Source organism: Syntrophomonas erecta subsp. sporosyntropha (assembly GCF_055395365.1).
This window is the reverse complement of record NZ_AP042459.1, coordinates 2,123,087-2,142,473: the sequence shown is the minus strand read 5'-3', so window position 1 is coordinate 2,142,473 and position 19,387 is coordinate 2,123,087. Positions and strand designations below refer to the sequence as shown.

The following is a 19,387-nucleotide window of genomic DNA, read 5'->3' as shown; positions in this document are numbered from 1 at the left end:
ATAACAGCTCGCTTTTTAGCTTCCTCCAGGGAGATTAATCATCTTGGGCAGAACTCCTCTAAAAGGGTATTTTAAAACCTATCATCTTGCCTAAAGGTGTATAAATAAGCGAGCCCTCCTGGAGCAGGACAGAAACACCCGGCGAAGGTTACGGGGCAGGGTGGGCGAAAAACAGGACGTTTTGAGCCGGTCGCGCCACACGGACGTGGCGTTGACCGGGTACCACCCTGACCCGGAACCAAGCCGTTGGTGTTTCGTTCTGCGGAAGTTGGAGCAAGTGTTTTATACACCTTTAGGCAAGGAACGCTCCCTTAGTTATATGTACAACCCCCTAAAACAAAGTTAAACAGCAGCAGTTACAAAACCGTAGAAACAGCTCGCTTTTTAGCTTCCTCCAGGGAGATTAATCCCTTCTGGTACAGCCTGGTAAGAGATTTTTCCATAGTCACCATCCCACTGGTACTACCAGTTTGTATAGCTGAATAAATCTGATGAACCTTATTTTCCCGAATCAAGTTTTTAATAGCCGTGTTAGCTACCAAAACCTCAGCCGCAACAATACGTCCCTTACCATCTATCCGGGGAACCAGTTGCTGGCTAATAATTCCCTGTAGACAATTAGCCAGTTGTATACGCACATGCTGCTGCTGATGAGGAGGAAACACATCCACAATTCGTTCAATAGTCTGGGCAGCACTGCCGGAATGAAGAGTAGCCAGCACTAAATGGCCGGTCTCTGCCGCCGTAATAGCAGTAGAAATCGTTTCCAAATCACGCATCTCTCCCACCATGATTACATCCGGATCCTGCCGCATGGCTGCCCGTAAAGCTAACGCAAAAGAGGGAGTATCAGTACCTATTTCCCGTTGGTTTATGACACAGGAAGCGTGACGATGCAGGTATTCAATGGGATCTTCCAGGGTTATGATATGTAAATTACGAGTATGATTTAACAGGTTGATTATTCCGGCCAGGGTGGTAGATTTTCCACTGCCGGTGACCCCGGTAACTAGTACTAATCCAGTTTCTTTCACCCCCAGCTCGGCAACTACAGAAGGTAAATTAAGCTCTTTTAATTCCGGCACATTAACAGGTATTAAGCGGATAGCAGCAGCCCAGGAACCACGTTGGCGGTAGAGATTAACTCTAAAACGACCAATTCCCGGATAGGCATTGGAAAAGTCAGCCTGGCCATTTTCCTCTAGACTGATACGGATTTTTTCGTTAGGTATAATCTCCTCACCTAGCCTGCACGTATCCTCAGCAGTTAATAATTCCTTATCCGGGCCGGTAACTATGCGACCATTTATACGATATAAAGGAGGCCGGGAAACGGTTATATGTATATCCGATGCTCCCATTGCCACACCTTGTTTTATGATCTCCAATGCTGTTTTTCCGGCCATTTAAACGCCTCCTAACCAGACAACCTTCATTACTTCCTCCAACGAAGTCAAACCCTGTTTTGCTTTAGCTATACCATCAGCTTGTATGGTAGTCATCCCCTCCTGTTGAGCCACCTGTTCAATAATATCCTCGGCATTTTCTCCCTGACCAATCAAACTGCGCAGTTGGGATCCGGGGATCAATATTTCATGAAGGGCAATACGTCCCTGATAGCCCAATTGCCGGCACATATTACACCCAGTCGCCCGGTAAAATTGCTGATGGGCTTCCTGACTTATGCCTAACCGCCGGGCAGTTGCTTCATCTAAAAAGTAGGTTTCCCGGCAATTAGGACATAACATACGTACCAGCCTCTGGGAAACGACTCCGGCCAGAGCAGAGTTTAATAAAAAATCTTCGATTCCCATATCAGTTAAGCGGGCAATAGTTCCCGCTGCACTATTAGTATGCAGGGTGGATAATAACAGGTGACCAGTTAAAGCCGCCTGTACTGCCAGGCGGGCCGTATCCTCATCACGTATTTCGCCTACCATAATAACATCTGGATCCTGCCGTAAAACTGACCGAAGTCCACTGGAAAAAGTAAGCCCGGCTTTAATATTAGTCTGAACCTGATTTACACCTGCCAGTGAGTATTCCACCGGATCTTCTAAAGTAATAATGTTTTTATCCATAGAGTTTATCTCGTTTAAAATTGAGTACATAGTGGTGGTTTTGCCGGAACCTGTAGGACCGGTAACCAATACCATACCATAAGGACGGTAAGCCAGGGTCATCAATTTTTCTTTATTCTGGGGGCTTAATCCTAACTGATCAAAACGATTAAAAGCATTAACCCGGTCTAAAATACGTAAAACTACTTTTTCTCCATGCTGGGTAGGTAGGGTCGACACCCGAAAATCCACTTCCCGGTCCTCAATATGCATACGAAATCGGCCATCCTGGGGTACCCGTTTTTCTGCTATATCCATCGAAGCCATAATTTTCACCCGTGAAACCAGAGCCGCCATGGATTGGGCCGGCAGGTTCAATACGTGAAACAGTTCCCCATCGATACGGAAGCGGATCCGCCCCTCACCTTCCTGAGGCTCAATGTGAACATCACTACAATGGCCGTGTACCGCCTGTATAAGTATAGAATTAACTACCCGGATAATAGGAGCATCATCACCCACTCTTAAGGATGAATCACTGTGTACCAGTGCAGCAGCTTTATCAGTCTGGTTTAGCTCGCCCAAAATACGTTCCATATTAGAATCAATACGAAATGCCAGTAACTGGCGCAGTGCTATGTCGATCTCCCGTTCACTGGCCAGCAGAGGCACTATATCCAGACCAGTAGCCATTCGAATATCATCAATCCCTTGTTGATTAAAAGGATCTGCCATAGCCAGGGTTAAAGAATCTTTACGACGAGAAATCGGCAGCACTTTATGATGTCTTAATAGTTGAGCAGGTACCAATTTAACGACTTCCGGGTCAATATTTATCTTACTTATGCGAACATGGGGAATCCCCAGCATAAATTCCAGAGTTTCTATAAGTTGTTGTTCGGTTATTACCCCCTGGCTTACCAGGATTTGCCCCAGCCGTTTCCCGCTATGTTCCTGTTCCCGCAAGGCCTCCTGCAGCTGCTGGGAGGTAATTAGTCCCACCTCGATTAGAAATTCCCCCATCATCTTACGCTTGTGAACCAATAGCAAAACTCCCCTTAAAAAATCCTGTGATATTTATTATAACTATGGTTGCACCTGGGACAAAATGTCAAGCAGGTATTAATCCCCTACTTCCAGAGCAAGTAATTCATACTCCTGATGCAAAAGGTCTATGTAAAGGAGCTGGTGGCGTAATAGATTACCCCGGCCGATGAGAACTTTTACCACTTCACTTACCTGTATAGCTGCAATGAGAGCCGGAGTAAATGAGGGATTCCCCTGTTCCTTCTCTACCCCTTCTCTTCCATTACTATAGAGCAGATTAAGAATCCGGTCGCCAGGAAATATGGTAGCCACCTGACCATACCATCCTCCAATAGCCCCATGAACCATGGGAATATTTAATTTTTCACAGGTATCCTGTACCAGTAATCGGGCCGGGGCACTGTCTACGGCATCAACTATCACCTGGTGCCCGGCCAGCAGCTCCCGAGCATTATCCGGGGATAAAAGTTGATTAACTGCCTGCACTTTAATCAAGGGATTTACTTCCTGCAAACGCTGCCTGGCCCTTATGGCTTTAGACATTCCCAGAGATTTGACATCAGATAATAGCTGGCGATTAAGATTAGATTCTTCAAAAACATCACCATCGATAGCCGTAAGGTATCCTATTCCTAGTCGCCCTAACATCTCCAGGACATACCCTCCCAGACCACCACAACCAACTACCGCCACCCGCCTATCTTTAAGGCTGGCATTTTCCTCCGGGCTTAATGTATTCATATTCCGTATATAACGCTTAATAGTAATCACCTCCAGCAAAGCTGTTTTTATTAATATAATATCCGATATTTCCCATATCTTCGACCACAGACATTTTCTTTAGGACCAATAATAACACCCGGGGTATCCCGGTCCACCATGAAAGTATCCCCTTACAACCTAATTTCCTAGCCAAAGTAGCCAATACTGTAAACTATATATTGCAATATCTACGCCAAACCCGTCAAATTGGGCCTGACCTTTATTAGCTGCTTAATTTCCAGGAGTTATTTGCTGATTCAGGCTCGCAAACGCTTCGAAATTTTAAAATCCGAATAAAATGCCTTATTATTGCCAATAAGACGGTGAAGCATCTTTAAACACTAGAAACGAAATGGTAGGTATGTAATGAGAAATACCAAATGAAAGCCTAAAAAAGGAATGATTTATTTAACCGGCCAAAAAGCCATCATACAAAACCACCCTGGTCAAGAAACTATTTCTTAATCAGGGTGGTAAAACATTTATTTAAATAAACTGAGCGACTACTTACCATATCACACCAAAGCATAAAATATTCCTGCATTACTAAACAAGCTTTGGTTAATAATAATTCAAACTGTAAACTAAAAAACTCCACATCAGTTTTAACTGTAATTTATACTTTTCCTAATCAATGATTAAAATCCAAGGTTTCTTAAAAAACAAGATTTTAAGAAGGTGTTGTAACTGAGTGAAGCACTAGTAGTATTAGTCCGTAGTATTATTGGCTTTTTTAGTTTATTAATATTTGCTCGCCTGCTAGGCAAACAGCAGATTAGCCAATTAACTTTTTTTGATTATGTATTAGGTATAACAGTTGGCTCTATTGCCGCCTCCCTTTCGGTAGATTTAAGCAGCCGGGCCTGGCCCCACTGGGTAGGTCTGTTAACCTGGACGGTTTTAGTACTGGCTCTACAAATTTTAACTATAAAATCCCCCGTAGCCGCCAAATTTTTTAGCGGTGAACCTACAGTAGTCATATCCAATGGGAAGATACTGGAGGATGCCATGAAAAAAACCCGTTACACCGTATCTGATCTCATGGAACAGCTTCGTGATAAAAATATATTTGACCTTACTGAAGTTCAATTTGCCGTACTGGAAACAGATGGACAACTATCTGTACAGCTTAAACCGGAATTACGCCCGGTAACCGTAAAAGACATGAACCTTATGCCGGCTGATAGTGGTTTAAGTGCCCAGCTTATTTATAATGGAATGATTATAGAGGAAAATTTAGAATTGGTAGGATTAGATCGCCTGTGGTTGGAACAGCAACTGCAACAGCAGGGAATTGAAAAGGTAACCGACGTTTTTCTGGCTTCCTATAACCCGGCGGCCAGTACTTTATATATCGATCTTTATAGTGATAACCTGGAATCTTCTACTAAAAAACCTAATTAGAAAAGGGAGTCCTACTATGCGCAAATTAACTATTTATGCCCTGCCTATAATAACTCTCCTAGCCTTCATTATTATAATGAACAGCGGGGACTATTTAAAGAAACCATTTAGCCAGCATGATAATGTTCCCCGGCAAATAGTAACACTGGAGAAGGAAATTAAGCAAAAAGACTGGCAGCAAGCATCCCAGGAATGGGAAAAGCTGAATAGTGCCTGGGAAAAGGTAATGCCCCGTATACAATTCAGCGTAGAAAAAGATGAAATCAATGCTATTGATGTCGGTCTGGGAAGGTTAAAGGGATATATTGTTGCCCGGGATTACAGTAATGCCCTGGCCCAGCTCAGCGAAATCCGGGAACACTGGGAAAATTTAAATGAATAACTAGGCTTGCGCTTTTATAATGGCTCTTATTACCCGTTCAGTATTAATACCCTCCACAAATATATGGTCCCCTATGCCCCGGGGCAGTACATATTTTATTCGGTTTTTTACTACTTTTTTGTCATTAAGCATTCCTTCATAGATTAGTTGGGGGGCCAAAGGCGGTATTCCAGCTTCTATATCCAGTTTATGGTATAGTGCAGCTATATCGGCCAGTTCTGATGGTTTAAGATAGCCAAGATCCAGGGCTAAATAAGCCGCAGCCATAGTCCCCATGGCTACTGCTTCTCCGTGCCGGTAAGTATTATATTGACCCAATTTTTCAATAGAATGCCCAAAAGTGTGCCCTAGATTTAACACGGCTCGCAGTCCGCTTTCCCTTTCATCACTTTCTACTATCTGGCCTTTAATTCGGCATGATTCTATAATTATATGCTGTAAACATTCCAGCTCCCGGTGGAGAATCTTTTCGGTATGAAGAGTTAAATAATTGAAAAAGCTGCGTTCACAAGCAATACCGTATTTAACAACCTCTCCTAGACCACTTTTATAATCACGTTCTGTCAGGCTTAGCAGAGTGGATGTATCTATCATGACTAGACGGGGCTGATAAAAAGCACCGATCATGTTTTTACCCCGGGGATGATTTACAGCCACCTTTCCTCCCACACTACTATCTACCTGGGCCAGTAAAGTAGTAGGAATCTGAATAAAATCAATCCCCCGCTGATATACAGCAGCCACAAAGCCAGCCAGATCTCCTACCACTCCACCTCCCAGAGCAACTATAGCATCACTTCGTTCCAGGCGCATTTCCAGAGCCTGGTCAAGGACTTTCATAGCCTGTTCCATATTTTTATATTTTTCCCCATCAGGAATTAAAGCCACCCCTACTTCAAATCCAGAGGTCAGCAGTGTCTCTCTGGTCCTGAGCCCATATAAATTGTAAACCGTAGGGTTACTTACCAGGAGCAGCTTTTCTGCATGGGTAGCCTGCCTGGCTAATTCACCAGCCCTAGTCAAAAGATCTGGTTTAATTACTATAGGATAAGTTCTTTTCCCTAGTTTCACTTGCAGCTGCTGCATTATTTCCGTCTACCTTTTTCCCCTAAATACGGAGTAGTCTTTTTGATAATTTCTAGAACTACCTGGTCCAGATCTTTACCACTGGTATTAACTTGCAGGTCTGCCTTCTGATAGAATGAAGCCCTTTCTTCTAACATATCAATGATGTCCTGTAAGGTTAAATTCTTTTTTAAAAGCGGCCGGGTCCCTTTTTTACGGCTGACCCGGGCAAAAATATCCTCAGGTGCAGCCTGCAGGCATATCATAATACCGTTTTGCCGCAAGGCTTCCATATTATCCTCTTCCAGAACTACCCCGCCACCAGTGGCAATAACTAGCCCACTACGCCGGCTTAGTTTTTGAGCCATAAGCTGTTCTTCAGAACGAAACCTTATTTCCCCGTAACGACGAAACAAGTCATTAATACTTAAACCGGTAAGTTTTTCAATCTCCCGGTCCATGTCTATGAATTCCCGCCCCATGCGTTCTGCTATTTTTGAGCCTACGGAGCTCTTGCCCGTTCCCATAAATCCTGTTAAAACAATATTTTTTTCCATTTCCACACCTTTTCCATATATATCATATAACTGTTATAAGCCTCATGTATCTCATCCAAATGGTCTTTCCCAAACTTATCCATAAAAACCCTGGCCATGGCAAAAGCCACCATGGCTTCTCCTACCACTGCGGCGGCAGGTACAGCACAAATGTCCGAACGTTCCACAACTGCCTTTTCCTCTATCCACCGACTGGTATTAACACTGGTCAGGGGTTTATAAAGGGTAGGTATGGGTTTCATATAAGCCCGCAGGAAAATTGTCTCCCCATTGCTTATGCCACCTTCAATTCCGCCAGCCCGGTTAGTACGCCTATATAATCCCGCCTCCTGATCATAAAACAACTCATCATGCACCTGGGAACCTGGTAAACTAGAATTGTCAACTCCTGGACCTATTTCAACTGCCTTAATAGCAGGTACGCCCATCATCACTGCAGCTAGTCTAGAATCCAGACGCTGCTCCCAGCTAACATGGCTGCCTAAACCAGGTGGAACTCCTATGGCTCCAACTTCAAAGCATCCTCCCAATGACTCCCCCATCCTCCGGGCTGCATCTATCTGCTCTATCATCTCCTTTGCCTTATCCGGATTACCGCAGCGAACCGGTGACTGATCAATACTTGTCATAAATTGCTCCCAGGTTGATTCAGTAACCGGCACTGCCTCTGCTGAAATATCTCCTATGGAGATTACCTGACTATAAATATATATGCTAAAAGCCTTTAATAATTTCTCACAAAAAGCCCCCACTGCCACACGGGCAGCCGTTTCTCGAGCACTGGCTCTTTCCAAAACATTACGCATATCATGATGATGATACTTCATGCCTCCCGCCAGATCAGCGTGACCCGGACGAGGGCGGTAAACAGCTTTTTCCTCCATCCGGGAACAAGATCCTGGTCCCATTATACCCTGCCAGTTACTATAATCCTCATTATAGATAATAAAACTGACCGGACTTCCTAAGGTTATTCCATTCCTAACCCCAGCCAAAATTTCTACCCGGTCAGATTCTATTGCCATACGCCCACCGCGGCCATAACCCTGCTGACGCCTCCATAATTGTTCATTAATATCTGTCTCGCTAATGGCCAGCCCGGCTGGTAAACCCTCCAAAATTGCTACCAGACCTTTGCCATGCGATTCACCCGCGGTTGAAAACCTTAGCACAGCGCTGCCCCCTATTTCTTCTTAATATATCCACCCCGAAAATGTTTAGGTTCCATAAATATCACAAAGGCTGCCGGATCTTTTTCATATATTTTATCAGCAACTATTCCGGCCATATTACGCTTAACTATAATGTTCATAATCAGTTTCGGTCCAACTTTTCCATGGGCTTCCCAACAAGTAACTGGGAATCCTTCCTCTCTTAACTCATCAACTATGTAAGCATGCTCGCGATCAACCGTAACCTGAATCCCCCGGAATCCCAAGGCCAGTTTTTCCTCAATGACACTTCCTACTAATACACCTAGAGCAAATCCCGTGCAGAAAACCACCAGTTTAATCGGGTCGTTTAAAGACCCTACCACCATACCTAAAGCCAGTGTATAAACCAGTATCTCAAAAAATCCAATGATAGCCGCCGGTAGACGATCCCCACGGATCACCAGGATCATCCGTATGGTACCCAACGAAACGTCTATAATCCGTGCAAAAAAAATAAACAGCAATTCCAGTATCATTGACTAATTCCCCTCCTCACCAATTCTGGGGTGGCATTTCGGATACCCGTATTCTCCCCGCAACCGGATTTACAATAATATACTTCTTACGATTTTGCCGGTTGGCCAGGGTAATGGTCCCTCCTGTTACTGGAGATCCGTTAATTGTAAATTTGCAACAGGAAGTCGATCCAATAGTAGTCTTAAAAGAGGTTTTATCAGCAAAGCGTATTCCATCCTGCAAATAATAGGTTTTCTCCCCTACTACCTGGTAAGCCCCACTGAATATAAAGAACTTAACCGTCTGAGGAGTACCTTCGGCTACCGCTTGCTGACGGACATCTCTTAACACTCCAGCCAAACGGCGCGCATCGCTCTCCAGCCGGTAATTATCAATTTGTCGAACTAATAGCGGAGATGATAAAAGTAGAATAATCCCTACCAGACATAAAAAAATACTCAGTTCAATCAGAGTGAACCCTTTGTTCCTGCAGTCCACAAAGAACCACATCCCTCATATACCCTACCGGGGGATCAATACCCAGAAGAATCTCCAGGGTCAGGGCCCCCTGATAAACAAACATAGACAGACCATTTATAGTCTTAAGTCCCCGATCCTGCCCCATGTAAAGTAGACGAGTATTCTGAGGATTGTAGATGACATCACAAATTACGGTATGATCAGGAACAGCCTCCAGGGAGGACACCGGTGATTGATTAATATTAGGAAACATTCCTGCCGGAGAACAGTTAATAATGAGGTCAGCCCTTCCAGCCAGGTGGTTGAAATTAGCTTCGTTCATCACCAGACCATCTGCACTACAACCAGTAGCAGAATTTATTCTGCCCGCCAGGTGGCAGGCCTTATCTTCATCTAAATCAAGAATATCTATGCGAGTAAAACCTTCATATCCTAAAGCAGTACCAATAGAACGGGCTGCTCCACCTGCGCCAATCATCACTACCCTCCCGGTCAGAGGGACAACTTTTTCACAGAGGGCGGAAAGAAAACCTGATCCATCAGTATTATGTCCGATCAGGTGTCCTCTTTTATTTTGTATAACATTTACTGCTCCGCAAGCCTGAGCCTCTGAAGATAGCTCATCCAGAAATGGAATTACAGCCTCCTTGTAGGGAATAGTTACGTTTACCCCCCGCAGTTTTAGACTTCGTATGGCTTCTACTGCTCTTCCTATATTGGCCGGTTCTATTTCTAAGGGAAGATAAATAGCATTTATGCCCATATATTCGAAAACAGCGTTATGCATTAAAGGAGATAAGCTGTGATGGAGAGGTTTTCCCAATAATCCCAGTAATGCAGTTTGGGTATTAATAAGCAGCATAAAAACCTCCACACTATAAAAACATTGCAAAACTGCATCTGCTGATAGTTCCCATTATTACACTTAGCCGGCCTTTTTTCAACTTGAGCCTAATCTTTGCACTTTCTTTATATGAGACCTCATCTACTTTGCGACCACAAATAGAGTATTATCGTAATATCCCCTTATGAGATCGCCTTTCGTTACGGTCCTCTGCTTTTCCCAAATTACACTAACCTAATCTACAAAGGGGTAACTATCTGTTTGTAGACGTTTTTTTAACCGGCGCAATACAAAATACTCCATAACCCGGGACACCTTCGTACCCATAAACTCACGCTTGGCAATAGGTACCACCAGAATGGTAAACAATCCGGCCCGGTTACCACCTAATATATCGGTAAAAATCTGGTCACCAATGACAGCGGTCTGTTCCGGCTTAACTCCCATCAATGATACAGCACGATTAAAAGCACCCCGGCGGGGCTTTTTAGCCCGGCATATAAAGGGTATCCCTAAATCCTGAGCTACTTGGTATACCCTAAGGTGGCCATTGTTAGAAAGAATACAGGCCTTAAACCCAGCCTCTTTAATTTTTTTAAACCAATCACTAACCTCGGTAGTAATCTCGTTACTATTCCAACCAGTTATGGTATTATCCAGATCAAATATAAAAGTCTGGATATTCATTTGCTTTAGTTTATCCAGGGGAATATCCATAATCGAATCAACATACATCCTGGGATAAAAAACGTTCAGCGTTGACACTCCATTCTTGCATAATAGGTTTATACTTTACTTAGCTTATTGCGAAGAAATTCTGCTGCTATTTCTGGTGAAACAGGATTAACATGATAACCTGTAGCCAGCTCTATGCCATTACTAACAATAAGCCGGGGAGTAACCTCCATATACCAGTGGTAACCCCCCTGGTAAGGTACATTTACCGGGGCGGTATTGATGACGATATTATAGGACGTATTATCCAGCAGATCAACCATAGCCCGGAAAAATATGGTACTAACCTCAGCTAGGTTTTTAAGCTCCTCCCGGGTTATTTCCCCATAATGCTCAGTATGCCGGCGGGGAATTATCCAGGCCTCATAACTGAACCGGGAAGCATAGGGACAAAGCACGACAAAATGCTCTGTTTCATAGACAATCCGGTTCAAAGCCTCTTCTTCCTCTTTCAGCATAGAGCACAGCAGGCAGGCCTGGTTCTCCCGGTAATAACGCGGTACCCCCTGCTGGTGAGCTGGTACCATAGGTAAAGCAATGATCTGGGAATGACTATGTTCCAGAGAAGCTCCCGCAAAAAGCCCCCGATTTTTATATATCTGAATATATTTAAGACGCTGATCTTTTGCCAGGGTATTGTACCGTAACTGCATCATCCGGTAAACCAATTCAAAACGACTTACCGGAAAGCGGTGAAACTCTATCCCATGTTGGGGAGTTTCAACGATCACCTCATGCTGCCCTAATCCATTAGAGCGGGTAAAAACACCCCGGGTTTCCGTACTCAACTCCCCCTCCAGGTTAAACACTGAAAACTTGTTAGGTATGGTACGAACTTGCCACCCGGGAGTATCCGGTCTAGTTCCTTCCTTCCTAAAAGCAGCTAATTCCCGGGTAGTGTAATCCTCATGACCCTCACAAAACGGGCAGAAGTTATTGCCTACCGGATGCCCTACCCCGGTTTTGTTGATAGGAAAATCCTTAGGTTTAAGTACCACATCAGTTGCTACCACCACCCAGTTATCCCGGAACAAATCCCTGCGCAATTCCGGCATCCAAGTCTCCCTCCTTAAATACCACGGCCATTCAATATCTTCTATATATATATTAATACATTCGGCCTTATCATACCCACTATTATAAACTCCCTCCGCTAAGACTGGGAGTGGCCCCGCAATTCCTGATCCTGCTGCTACCACTACTCCTTCCGAAAGGATGCCTAAACCCATATCCTACTTACATCCCCGGTACGGCTTCTAAATACCGGAAAATTCAAGGAGGCTCTTTTAAGGCGACAGTGATAAATCTTTCCTTTGGTATTCTGCACATCAGGAAAGGTTTCCTGCCTCAAACCCAGCTGGTCTGACCACCTTTACCAGATAGAAACATAGGAAAACACCTTTAAAAGGTTCCCTCAATAATATTAAAAACAGGGTGGAAATCTCTAAAATTATCCACCCTGTTTAGTAAATATCTATTTTACATTTCTACACTTATCTCTTGGATTAGTTTTTTCAAAGCCCTTTTTTCTATTCTCGAAACATAAGAACGGGATATACCTAATTTCTTAGCAATCTCCCGCTGGGTCTCCTTAAGGCCATTAAAAAGCCCGTAACGCATGCCAATTACCTGGCGTTCACGGCGACTAAGAATATCCATTTTACCCCGAATTTTTTCCTCCTGTATTTTAGCCTGAACCATTTCAAAAATTTCGTTATCGGTAGTTAAAACATCCATCAAGGTTATTTCATTACCTTCCTTATCATATCCTATAGGGTCATAAATAGACACTTCCTGTTTAACCTTTTTTATGTTGCGAAGATGCATAAGGACCTCGTTTTCAATACAGCGGGCTGCATAAGTGGCTAACCGTACCCCCCGCTCATCATTGTAGGTCTTAATAGCTTTAATAAGACCAATAGTACCAATAGAAATTAGATCCTCCATGTCTTCCCCGCTGGTTTCATACTTACGCACCACATGGGCTACCAAACGCAAATTATGTTCAATTAACTTATTACGAGCCTCCTCACTTCCCGCTTTTAACCTATCCAGGCACAGCTTTTCTTCCTGTTCATCAAGTGGATGAGGGAAAACCTGATTATTTAAATAACCAAACAGAAGCAGGCATCCCTTAACAGCTACAGCCACCGCCAGTGCCCAACTCAGGAAGGTCAAAATACCACCTCCATATAATCAAGCGCTATATACTATATGACAATAGCCTGAAATTCGTGCCTTATTTAGATAGGTAAATAATGGCCCTCCCCGTCCTCAAAGTTCATTTATCCGGGGCAAACCAGGGGTAAAAATGGGCTCATAGGAGGGTAATAGTCAAATATATGCTTATTCAAAAAAAACTGGCTGAAAGCCGGTTAACATACCCGCGCAGGTAGTTTAGCATATACGCAAACCTCTTCTGCATCGTCCATATCTTTTGCAAACCGACGTTCTACACTCTTTTCAGCTAAACCATCGGTAAATACATAATCCTGAATATTTTCTTGGCCCGGAAAGCTTTTGTAAAATCACCTGTACCTTTTTCGGCAGTAAAAAATACTACCGTCGTACTGTTTTTCAATTTGGTCATAGGCGATATGCTCTACAACCATGGTGGCTTTTTGTTCCTTAATCAATCGTATCGCTTTGGTGATAAACTCCTCGGGATTTTGTTTAAACATCGCAAATATATGCTTTTCAATACCTGCTAAAATTGCAACGATAGTACGACGAGTAAGTGCGGTACCTTCAGCAATTTTGCCAACCAGGTCGTATTTAATTTTAAGCGAGAACGTTATTTAGCTCTTTAACCACCTGGTGCAAATCAGCCACCATAGAATAGTCAGCCATTTGATGTATATAAGCATTATCATCGGTATCGACCGCCACAATCACCCGGGCATCACGGATGCCCACCGTAAACTGCACTTGGCCCGAAATACCCAGCAAAACTGCCAGATCCGGCTGGCATTTCTTGCCGGAGAGCCCAATGACCCTGTCTTCTGGTAGCCATTTCTTATCTGTAGCCAACGGTTTGGAACAGGCCAGTTCTCCCCCGAGCTTCTTCGCCAGGCTTTCTACCGCAGCCAGGTCTTCCTGGCTGTTTAAGCCCTGTCCTACCACTACCAGCACCGGAGCTTCTTCAATATTTACACTACTGCTATCCTTGGCTCGAAACTCCAGCAATTTAACCCGGGAAGGCGGGACTTCCACTTGCAACTCATCGATACTGCCGCCATCACGGTCTGGAGCCGAGGCAAAAGCCCGTGGCACTATAGCCAGCACCTGCTTTTCCCCATCTATATACTGGGTGGCTACGGTAGCCCCGCCTAGCCCAATACGCTGGCAATTAATCTGCTCCCCTTCCACCTTGATTGCGGAAATATCCGTCAAACAACCCGCTCCCAACACCTGGGCCAGACGCCCAGCCAGTTCACGGCCCCGGCGGTCAGAGGATAGTAATACTATAGAACAGTCAAGCTTACCGCAAGCCTCTTTTAAGGCCGCCGCCACATTGGCGACATCAGCCGAAAATACTGCCGGGTTTCCTATCTTATATACCCTGGCTCCGGCAGCCGATAAGAGCTGGCATTGGCTGGCATTGTTCATACAAGCTACCTTTACTTCCCAACCCCGAGCATCAGCAATTAAACCGGCCACAGTCAATAATTCCAGAGCCAGCTTGTCTTTATCACTATAAACCAATATTCCCGCCATTTTTCCTACCTCCCGATCAGGTTTTCGCCCTTAAGGGCCGCTACCAGTTCGTCGACACTCCTGACGGCTACCTGCTTGCGGTCGCTCTCGGGAGCCAGGTTGCTCTCTGTCTTTACCAGGCAGAAATCACCCAGGTCCAAAGCTAAATCACCCGGTTCCAGAATTTCTTTGGGCTTTTTCCCGGCTTTTAGTATCTGGGTTACAGAAGCTATACGCGGTTCATTAATCCCAGAAATGACAGTTATCACCGCCGGCAATCCTACTTCCACCAACTCCTCACCCTCTTCCAGGGAACGGCTTACCCGCAAGCTTTCTCCTTGAACCTCAATAGCGGAAGCATAACCCACCTGAGGCAAGCCCAGGATTTCCGCCACTCGCGAGCCTACCTGGCCAGAATAGTTGTCTTCACTACCCTCACCAAAGATAATCAAGTCTACTTTCTCTATTCGCTGGATGGCAGCAGCCAGTATTCTTGCGATCTCTGCACTACCCAGCTCATCCAACTCATCATCGGTGATGAGCAGAGCTTCATCTGCTCCGGCGGCCAAAGCTTCCTTGGCCGTATCCTCCAGTTCGTCGTTACCGGCGGAAAGCAAGACAACCTTCCCCCCGTGAGCTTCTTTAATCTGAACCGCAGCCTCCAAGGCGTTCTTGTCTATAGCCCCCATGGTCCAGGGCACATCTTCCAATACGGGCTGCCGATTACGAATCCTTATTTGCTGTAAGTCAGGTATTTGTTTCATGGCTACTACAACATTCATCCTTCTATCCCCCTACTATCTTTCCTAGCCGAAACGAAATTGTACTCCGCTTCCGCCGCCGGGATAACTCCACTCTAGCACCTCGGTACCGCAAGCCAGGCGGTAAGTACCGCATCCCAGGCCATGCTATTATCTTTAAGCTTTACCCCTCAATATAGAAGCAGCCACAATCAATTTCTGCATATCGGCTACCCCTTCAATTTCCGGTCCAATTATGGCATCACGATAAACCCGCTCAATAATATAATCTTTCATAAGTCCATAAGAACCGTGCACATCAACCGCTATACGCGCCGCATCCACCACATTGTCGCCACAATAAGCCTTGACCAGAGCAGCCTCAGCAGCAAATTTGCCCGGGTCTTTTATATCATTGGCAATGCAGCCCAGGCGATAGCACAACCAACGCGCAGTCTCATACTTAATGGCCAAATCGGCAATTTTAAGCTGAATGGCCTGAAATTTAGCTATGGGTTGACCCCGGTGGGTTTTTTCACGAGCATATTTGCTGGCCTCCTCCAGGGCTGCCAGGGTTCCTCCCAGGGCCGCGGTACTAGTGCCAATCTTACCCAGGGCAATCCCCAACAGTAAAATAGGAAAACCCTGCCCTATCTTGCCCAACAGATTATCTGCCGGTACTTTTACATCCTTCATATATACATCCAGTAATTGTCCCCCAAGCATGCCTATTTTTTCCCAGGGCTCAGATATGGAGTAGCCTTCGGCCCATTTATCGAGAATAAAAGCAGTTACTTCCCCGCTTTCCATCTCACGGGCAAAAACCACCATGGCTCCAGGATAATTGGCGTTAGAAATAAAACGCTTGGTTCCGTTAAGTATATAAAAATCATCCTGTTTCACAGCTGTAGTGGTAATCTGTTTGGGATCAGAGCCAGTTCCCGGTTCAGTAAAAGCAAATGATACGATGTGCTTGGCCTTGCAGCCTGGAATCATGTACTTTTTCTTCTGTTCTTCAGTTCCAAAGGTAGATATGGCCCCTAAACCCAGGGTATGAGCAGCCAAGGTCATAGCTATACCGCCGGAAACCTTGGCAATCTGCTCCATAGCCAGGACATAGCCATCATAACCCCCATTGGCTCCACCGTACTCTTCCGGGAAGGGAATGCCAAAAAGGTCCAGCTCTGCCATTCCAGCTAAAATCTCCTCGGGAATCTTGCTCTCCTCATCAATCTGTTTAGCTACAGGAGCTATGCTTTTCTCCGCAAACTCCCGGGCCATCTGTTGAATTAACGACTGCTCCTTGCTTAGATTAAAATCCACAATATACAACCCCCTTATAGCCTTTTTTCATATCCTGCCATGCACTGATTTAGTTTAGACATTAGTAATTGCTTTTTTAATCAATAATGTCTTACCTGAACACTCCAGCTATTCAATATAAAACCCGGACGACAAATGCCCAGGATAATTTTTTTCCTGGCTTTTTGTCTATAGAGTACAGCAACAGTTCTTCCTAATTGCCGTCCTTATCCAGCTTTTTGTCTATAAGATCCAGAGAAAGTTGAAATATTTGGGCAATCTGCGGTTCAACCAGCTGCCTTATATATTTATTGAATTCAAGAGCCATTGGAACCAGGTCCTTTTCCGCCAGTTCCTGACCTTTTTCGGTAAGATAAATTTTAAGGCTGCGGCGGTCCTCCAGATCTTCCTTTCTCTTCACCAAGTCTTCTTTGACCAAACGATCAATTAATCCGGTAATCGCAGGGCTATCTAATTGGATACGGGCGGCAATGTCTTTCACACTGGTACCACGATGATCCATGACATCAAATATCACAAAACTTTGGGCAGCGGTGACCCCGTGTTCAAGACAGCGGTTGTTGTACATGCGGCTTATTTTGCGTGACAGGGCATTCAGGCGGAAACACCAAAAAGTGGTAAAGTCTAACATGCTAAACTCCTCATTTTTTATATTTGACATATCCAGAAACATATATTTGTTCCAAGAAAGTAGGGCTCTATAATTATTAACTTCTTAATAATTATTACGTTAATAATGTCTTTATTATTAAACTTTATTTATTTACCTGCTGTCAAGGTGCTTTTCGCCCTTATGATCCCCTTAAGCCCCATTTTTAGCCAAACCAGGATAACGACCGAGATACAGGAAGGAGGAAAAACTAGAGCTACGGTCGTTATCCGGTCCAGGATTGCTCGTTTTGGTATTAATATTTAATTATGATGGTTTAGGATAGAAACGCGTTTTCAGGCTATCCCGCAGTTCACCCCACAGATCAGAATGAGCAATGGGGATTAGTTCCAGGGCTCTTTCCCTCCTACTCTTGTATTTAAGTTTGCTATCCCGAATTCAGTTTCTTATTATATTTTTGCTTCCATTTCTCCAATGCCATTCTTTCTACTTTCTTTGCTGAAAGCTGCCCGCTTTATTAAGCTTAGGGACTGCCAGGCAGTGCCTAAAAACTCATTTATCTGCCTTTGAATTCGGGAACCTTTTTCTGCCTGGTAAATACCGCCACTCCCTCCTTATAATCTTCGGTCAAAGAAGTGCTTATTACTCCTTGACGCTCAGCTTCAAGCTGGGATTCCAGGAAGGGCAGCAAAGCTTTGTTGAGCAAAGCCTTTGAAGCTGCATAGGCTTTGGTTGGCCCATTGGCCAGACGCTGGGCCAGTTTTGCAGTTTGGGCACCAAGCTCCTCCGGAGCGGTTACCTTGTTTACGAATCCCCACTCCAAGGCCTTATGGGCAGTAATTACTTCATCCATAAACACCATTTCGCTGGCTCGTCCCAAACCCACAATCAGAGGCACCATCTGGCTGAATCCTCCATCCTGACTGATGCCTACACCTGTATACGCCTGTTTGAAAACCACCTGTTCGTGGCAGAGACGCAGATCGCAGGCAGCAGCAAAACTCATGCCCACACCGGCGCATATACCATTGATGCTGGCGATAATGGGTTTGGGTAATTGCCTCATATCAGAAATAAGCCGGGCCAAAGGTAATGTGAAATCCTTGAAAAAAGCAGCTAAATCACCATCTCCCTATTTGCTGGCGTAAGCGATATCGCCCCCGAAACAAAATGCCTTTCCGGCTCCGATCAAAACTACCGCGCGCACTTTTTCATCATAGCAATCCTGGAAAGCCGCCATCATTCCGTTTACCAAATCACCGTTCAGGGCATTCATAGCCTCGGGACGATTTAAAGTGATCGTACAGATCCCCTTTTCCTTTTTCCAAAATACTGCATCACTACTCATTAATATCCCCCTCCTATTTAGTTTTTCCGGCACCTGCCAGTTCGCACCATATCCATATAATCACTCTCAGCATCTTTGGCGAACCGTACCAAAGAACTGGGATAGGTACCATTGGAAATGAAACGTTTCGTTCCGTTAATGACATAATGGTCGCCCTCTTTTACCGCAGTACTGCTAATCTGTTTAGGGTCTGATCCGGTTCCGGGTTCAGTAAAAGCAAAGGAGGCAATGTGCTTACCCTTGCAGGCGGCAGGCATGAACCCAGCCTTCTGTTCTGCCGTTCCGAGGTTGGCTATAGCTCTGAGTTCCAGACACTACACAACTTTCCTGGAACAAATTTTATGGAAATGTCGGCCTTGTTATCTCTTTTCCGTTCATATATTAATACTTTACATGTTATTTGATATTAGGTTAATTATTAGCACTTTAAAAGTCAATCTTTTTTTTAAATAAAAAGAATAATGTCGCTAAAAACTCCAAGAAAAAAGGCCGGTACCCCATCCGCTTTTCCAATAGACAGGCAGGGTACCGGCCCAATTATGCCCTTGTTACTAACAGTACGTAAGTACTGGGATATGCCACCTGATGAGTATGTCAAAGCTGCGGAGAATATTCGCAAGAGTCATGTATTAGGCAAATATGAACCAGTTATCCTAAATTAGCT

Annotated in this window: 21 protein-coding genes and 1 pseudogene; 3 read left to right on the top strand and 19 right to left on the bottom strand. The window is 44.6% G+C overall.

Features of this window, described 5'->3' with window-relative positions; all coding sequences use genetic code 11:
- Positions 1–356: 356 nt before the first annotated feature.
- The 3 genes from ACZ5Q0_RS10450 to ACZ5Q0_RS10440 form a co-directional block, all read right to left on the bottom strand.
- Positions 357–1,406 carry a type IV pilus twitching motility protein PilT gene (locus ACZ5Q0_RS10450; protein ID WP_446818039.1) on the bottom strand — a complete coding sequence of 350 codons (1,050 nt, stop codon included), beginning with the start codon at positions 1,404–1,406 and terminating at the stop codon, positions 357–359.
- Positions 1,407–3,104 carry a GspE/PulE family protein gene (locus ACZ5Q0_RS10445; protein ID WP_446818040.1) on the bottom strand — a complete coding sequence of 566 codons (1,698 nt, stop codon included), beginning with the start codon at positions 3,102–3,104 and terminating at the stop codon, positions 1,407–1,409.
- A 78-nt stretch (positions 3,105–3,182) separates the two neighbouring features.
- Complete coding sequence (locus ACZ5Q0_RS10440) at positions 3,183–3,869, bottom strand: HesA/MoeB/ThiF family protein (RefSeq protein WP_446820770.1); 687 nt, start codon at positions 3,867–3,869, stop codon at positions 3,183–3,185.
- A 687-nt stretch (positions 3,870–4,556) separates the two neighbouring features.
- Between ACZ5Q0_RS10440 and ACZ5Q0_RS10435 the strand changes: the two genes are divergently transcribed.
- Positions 4,557–5,273, top strand: coding sequence for a DUF421 domain-containing protein (locus ACZ5Q0_RS10435; RefSeq protein ID WP_446820771.1), 717 nt, complete (start codon positions 4,557–4,559; stop codon positions 5,271–5,273).
- 16 nt (positions 5,274–5,289) lie between these two features.
- Entirely contained in the window at positions 5,290–5,655 is a 366-nt protein-coding gene (locus ACZ5Q0_RS10430) for a DUF4363 family protein (protein ID WP_446818041.1), read from the top strand.
- Here ACZ5Q0_RS10430 and aroB read toward each other — a convergent pair whose 3' ends face one another.
- The 16 genes and pseudogenes from aroB to ACZ5Q0_RS10350 all read right to left on the bottom strand — a co-directional run bounded on the left by aroB (position 5,656) and on the right by ACZ5Q0_RS10350 (position 18,980).
- A complete protein-coding gene (gene aroB, locus ACZ5Q0_RS10425) occupies positions 5,656–6,741 on the bottom strand; it encodes a 3-dehydroquinate synthase (protein ID WP_446818042.1) in 1,086 nt (361 codons plus the stop codon).
- Positions 6,741–7,247, bottom strand: coding sequence for a shikimate kinase (locus tag ACZ5Q0_RS10420; protein ID WP_464827136.1), 507 nt, complete (start codon positions 7,245–7,247; stop codon positions 6,741–6,743). The genes aroB and ACZ5Q0_RS10420 overlap by 1 nt, the downstream gene beginning before the upstream one ends.
- An 8-nt stretch (positions 7,248–7,255) precedes the next feature.
- Positions 7,256–8,449: a chorismate synthase gene (aroC, locus tag ACZ5Q0_RS10415; protein WP_446818044.1), complete on the bottom strand. Its 1,194-nt coding sequence runs from the start codon at positions 8,447–8,449 to the stop codon at positions 7,256–7,258.
- Positions 8,450–8,460: 11 nt separating this feature from the next.
- Positions 8,461–8,967 (bottom strand): DUF2179 domain-containing protein, encoded by a 507-nt coding sequence (locus ACZ5Q0_RS10410; protein ID WP_446818045.1) that lies wholly within the window; start codon positions 8,965–8,967, stop codon positions 8,461–8,463.
- 16 nt (positions 8,968–8,983) lie between these two features.
- Positions 8,984–9,445 (bottom strand): GspH/FimT family pseudopilin, encoded by a 462-nt coding sequence (locus ACZ5Q0_RS10405; RefSeq protein WP_446818046.1) that lies wholly within the window; start codon positions 9,443–9,445, stop codon positions 8,984–8,986.
- On the bottom strand, positions 9,411–10,289 hold the full coding sequence (locus ACZ5Q0_RS10400; protein ID WP_446818048.1) for a shikimate dehydrogenase: 879 nt from the start codon (positions 10,287–10,289) through the stop codon (positions 9,411–9,413). Before ACZ5Q0_RS10400 ends, ACZ5Q0_RS10405 begins: the two co-directional genes overlap by 35 nt.
- Positions 10,290–10,505: 216 nt before the next feature.
- A complete protein-coding gene (locus ACZ5Q0_RS10395) occupies positions 10,506–11,036 on the bottom strand; it encodes a YqeG family HAD IIIA-type phosphatase (protein ID WP_446818049.1) in 531 nt (176 codons plus the stop codon).
- 20 nt (positions 11,037–11,056) lie between these two features.
- Positions 11,057–12,235, bottom strand: coding sequence for a galactose-1-phosphate uridylyltransferase (locus tag ACZ5Q0_RS10390; protein WP_447182523.1), 1,179 nt, complete (start codon positions 12,233–12,235; stop codon positions 11,057–11,059).
- 250 nt (positions 12,236–12,485) lie between these two features.
- Positions 12,486–13,184, bottom strand: coding sequence for an RNA polymerase sporulation sigma factor SigK (gene sigK, locus ACZ5Q0_RS10385; RefSeq protein WP_446818051.1), 699 nt, complete (start codon positions 13,182–13,184; stop codon positions 12,486–12,488).
- A gap of 350 nt (positions 13,185–13,534) precedes the next feature.
- Positions 13,535–13,687: a hypothetical protein gene (locus tag ACZ5Q0_RS10380; RefSeq protein WP_446818052.1), complete on the bottom strand. Its 153-nt coding sequence runs from the start codon at positions 13,685–13,687 to the stop codon at positions 13,535–13,537.
- Between the two features lie 100 nt (positions 13,688–13,787).
- Entirely contained in the window at positions 13,788–14,723 is a 936-nt protein-coding gene (locus tag ACZ5Q0_RS10375; protein WP_447182522.1) for an electron transfer flavoprotein subunit alpha/FixB family protein, read from the bottom strand.
- 5 nt (positions 14,724–14,728) lie between these two features.
- Positions 14,729–15,484, bottom strand: coding sequence for an electron transfer flavoprotein subunit beta/FixA family protein (locus tag ACZ5Q0_RS10370; protein WP_446818054.1), 756 nt, complete (start codon positions 15,482–15,484; stop codon positions 14,729–14,731).
- Between the two features lie 135 nt (positions 15,485–15,619).
- The gene (locus ACZ5Q0_RS10365) at positions 15,620–16,765 is read right to left on the bottom strand and encodes an acyl-CoA dehydrogenase family protein (protein WP_446818055.1); all 1,146 of its coding nucleotides are present in this window, start codon (positions 16,763–16,765) and stop codon (positions 15,620–15,622) included.
- Positions 16,766–16,958: 193 nt separating this feature from the next.
- Positions 16,959–17,396, bottom strand: coding sequence for a MarR family winged helix-turn-helix transcriptional regulator (locus ACZ5Q0_RS10360; RefSeq protein ID WP_446818056.1), 438 nt, complete (start codon positions 17,394–17,396; stop codon positions 16,959–16,961).
- A gap of 535 nt (positions 17,397–17,931) precedes the next feature.
- A pseudogene (locus ACZ5Q0_RS10355) lies at positions 17,932–18,651 on the bottom strand (enoyl-CoA hydratase/isomerase family protein).
- Positions 18,652–18,740: 89 nt separating this feature from the next.
- Entirely contained in the window at positions 18,741–18,980 is a 240-nt protein-coding gene (locus tag ACZ5Q0_RS10350; RefSeq protein ID WP_446818057.1) for an acyl-CoA dehydrogenase family protein, read from the bottom strand.
- A 204-nt stretch (positions 18,981–19,184) separates the two neighbouring features.
- Here ACZ5Q0_RS10350 and ACZ5Q0_RS10345 point away from each other — a divergent pair, with 204 nt between their 5' ends.
- Positions 19,185–19,385, top strand: coding sequence for a hypothetical protein (locus ACZ5Q0_RS10345; RefSeq protein WP_464827135.1), 201 nt, complete (start codon positions 19,185–19,187; stop codon positions 19,383–19,385).
- The last annotated feature ends 2 nt before the right edge of the window (positions 19,386–19,387 follow it).

What these genes read in the sequence shown, in the direction of transcription:
- ACZ5Q0_RS10390 (WP_447182523.1), bottom strand. Translation starts at nt 12,235, where the DNA reads ATGGGTTTAGGCATCCTTTCGGAAGGAGTAGTGGTAGCAGCAGGATCA.
- aroB (WP_446818042.1), bottom strand. Translation starts at nt 6,741, where the DNA reads ATGCAGCAGCTGCAAGTGAAACTAGGGAAAAGAACTTATCCTATAGTA.
- ACZ5Q0_RS10400 (WP_446818048.1), bottom strand. Translation starts at nt 10,289, where the DNA reads ATGCTGCTTATTAATACCCAAACTGCATTACTGGGATTATTGGGAAAA.
- ACZ5Q0_RS10375 (WP_447182522.1), bottom strand. Translation starts at nt 14,723, where the DNA reads ATGGCGGGAATATTGGTTTATAGTGATAAAGACAAGCTGGCTCTGGAA.
- ACZ5Q0_RS10345 (WP_464827135.1), top strand. Translation starts at nt 19,185, where the DNA reads ATGTCGCTAAAAACTCCAAGAAAAAAGGCCGGTACCCCATCCGCTTTT.
- ACZ5Q0_RS10430 (WP_446818041.1), top strand. Translation starts at nt 5,290, where the DNA reads ATGCGCAAATTAACTATTTATGCCCTGCCTATAATAACTCTCCTAGCC.
- ACZ5Q0_RS10370 (WP_446818054.1), bottom strand. Translation starts at nt 15,484, where the DNA reads ATGAATGTTGTAGTAGCCATGAAACAAATACCTGACTTACAGCAAATA.
- ACZ5Q0_RS10380 (WP_446818052.1), bottom strand. Translation starts at nt 13,687, where the DNA reads ATGTTTAAACAAAATCCCGAGGAGTTTATCACCAAAGCGATACGATTG.
- ACZ5Q0_RS10410 (WP_446818045.1), bottom strand. Translation starts at nt 8,967, where the DNA reads ATGATACTGGAATTGCTGTTTATTTTTTTTGCACGGATTATAGACGTT.
- ACZ5Q0_RS10450 (WP_446818039.1), bottom strand. Translation starts at nt 1,406, where the DNA reads ATGGCCGGAAAAACAGCATTGGAGATCATAAAACAAGGTGTGGCAATG.
- ACZ5Q0_RS10360 (WP_446818056.1), bottom strand. Translation starts at nt 17,396, where the DNA reads ATGTTAGACTTTACCACTTTTTGGTGTTTCCGCCTGAATGCCCTGTCA.
- ACZ5Q0_RS10350 (WP_446818057.1), bottom strand. Translation starts at nt 18,980, where the DNA reads ATGCCTGCCGCCTGCAAGGGTAAGCACATTGCCTCCTTTGCTTTTACT.
- ACZ5Q0_RS10420 (WP_464827136.1), bottom strand. Translation starts at nt 7,247, where the DNA reads ATGGGAACGGGCAAGAGCTCCGTAGGCTCAAAAATAGCAGAACGCATG.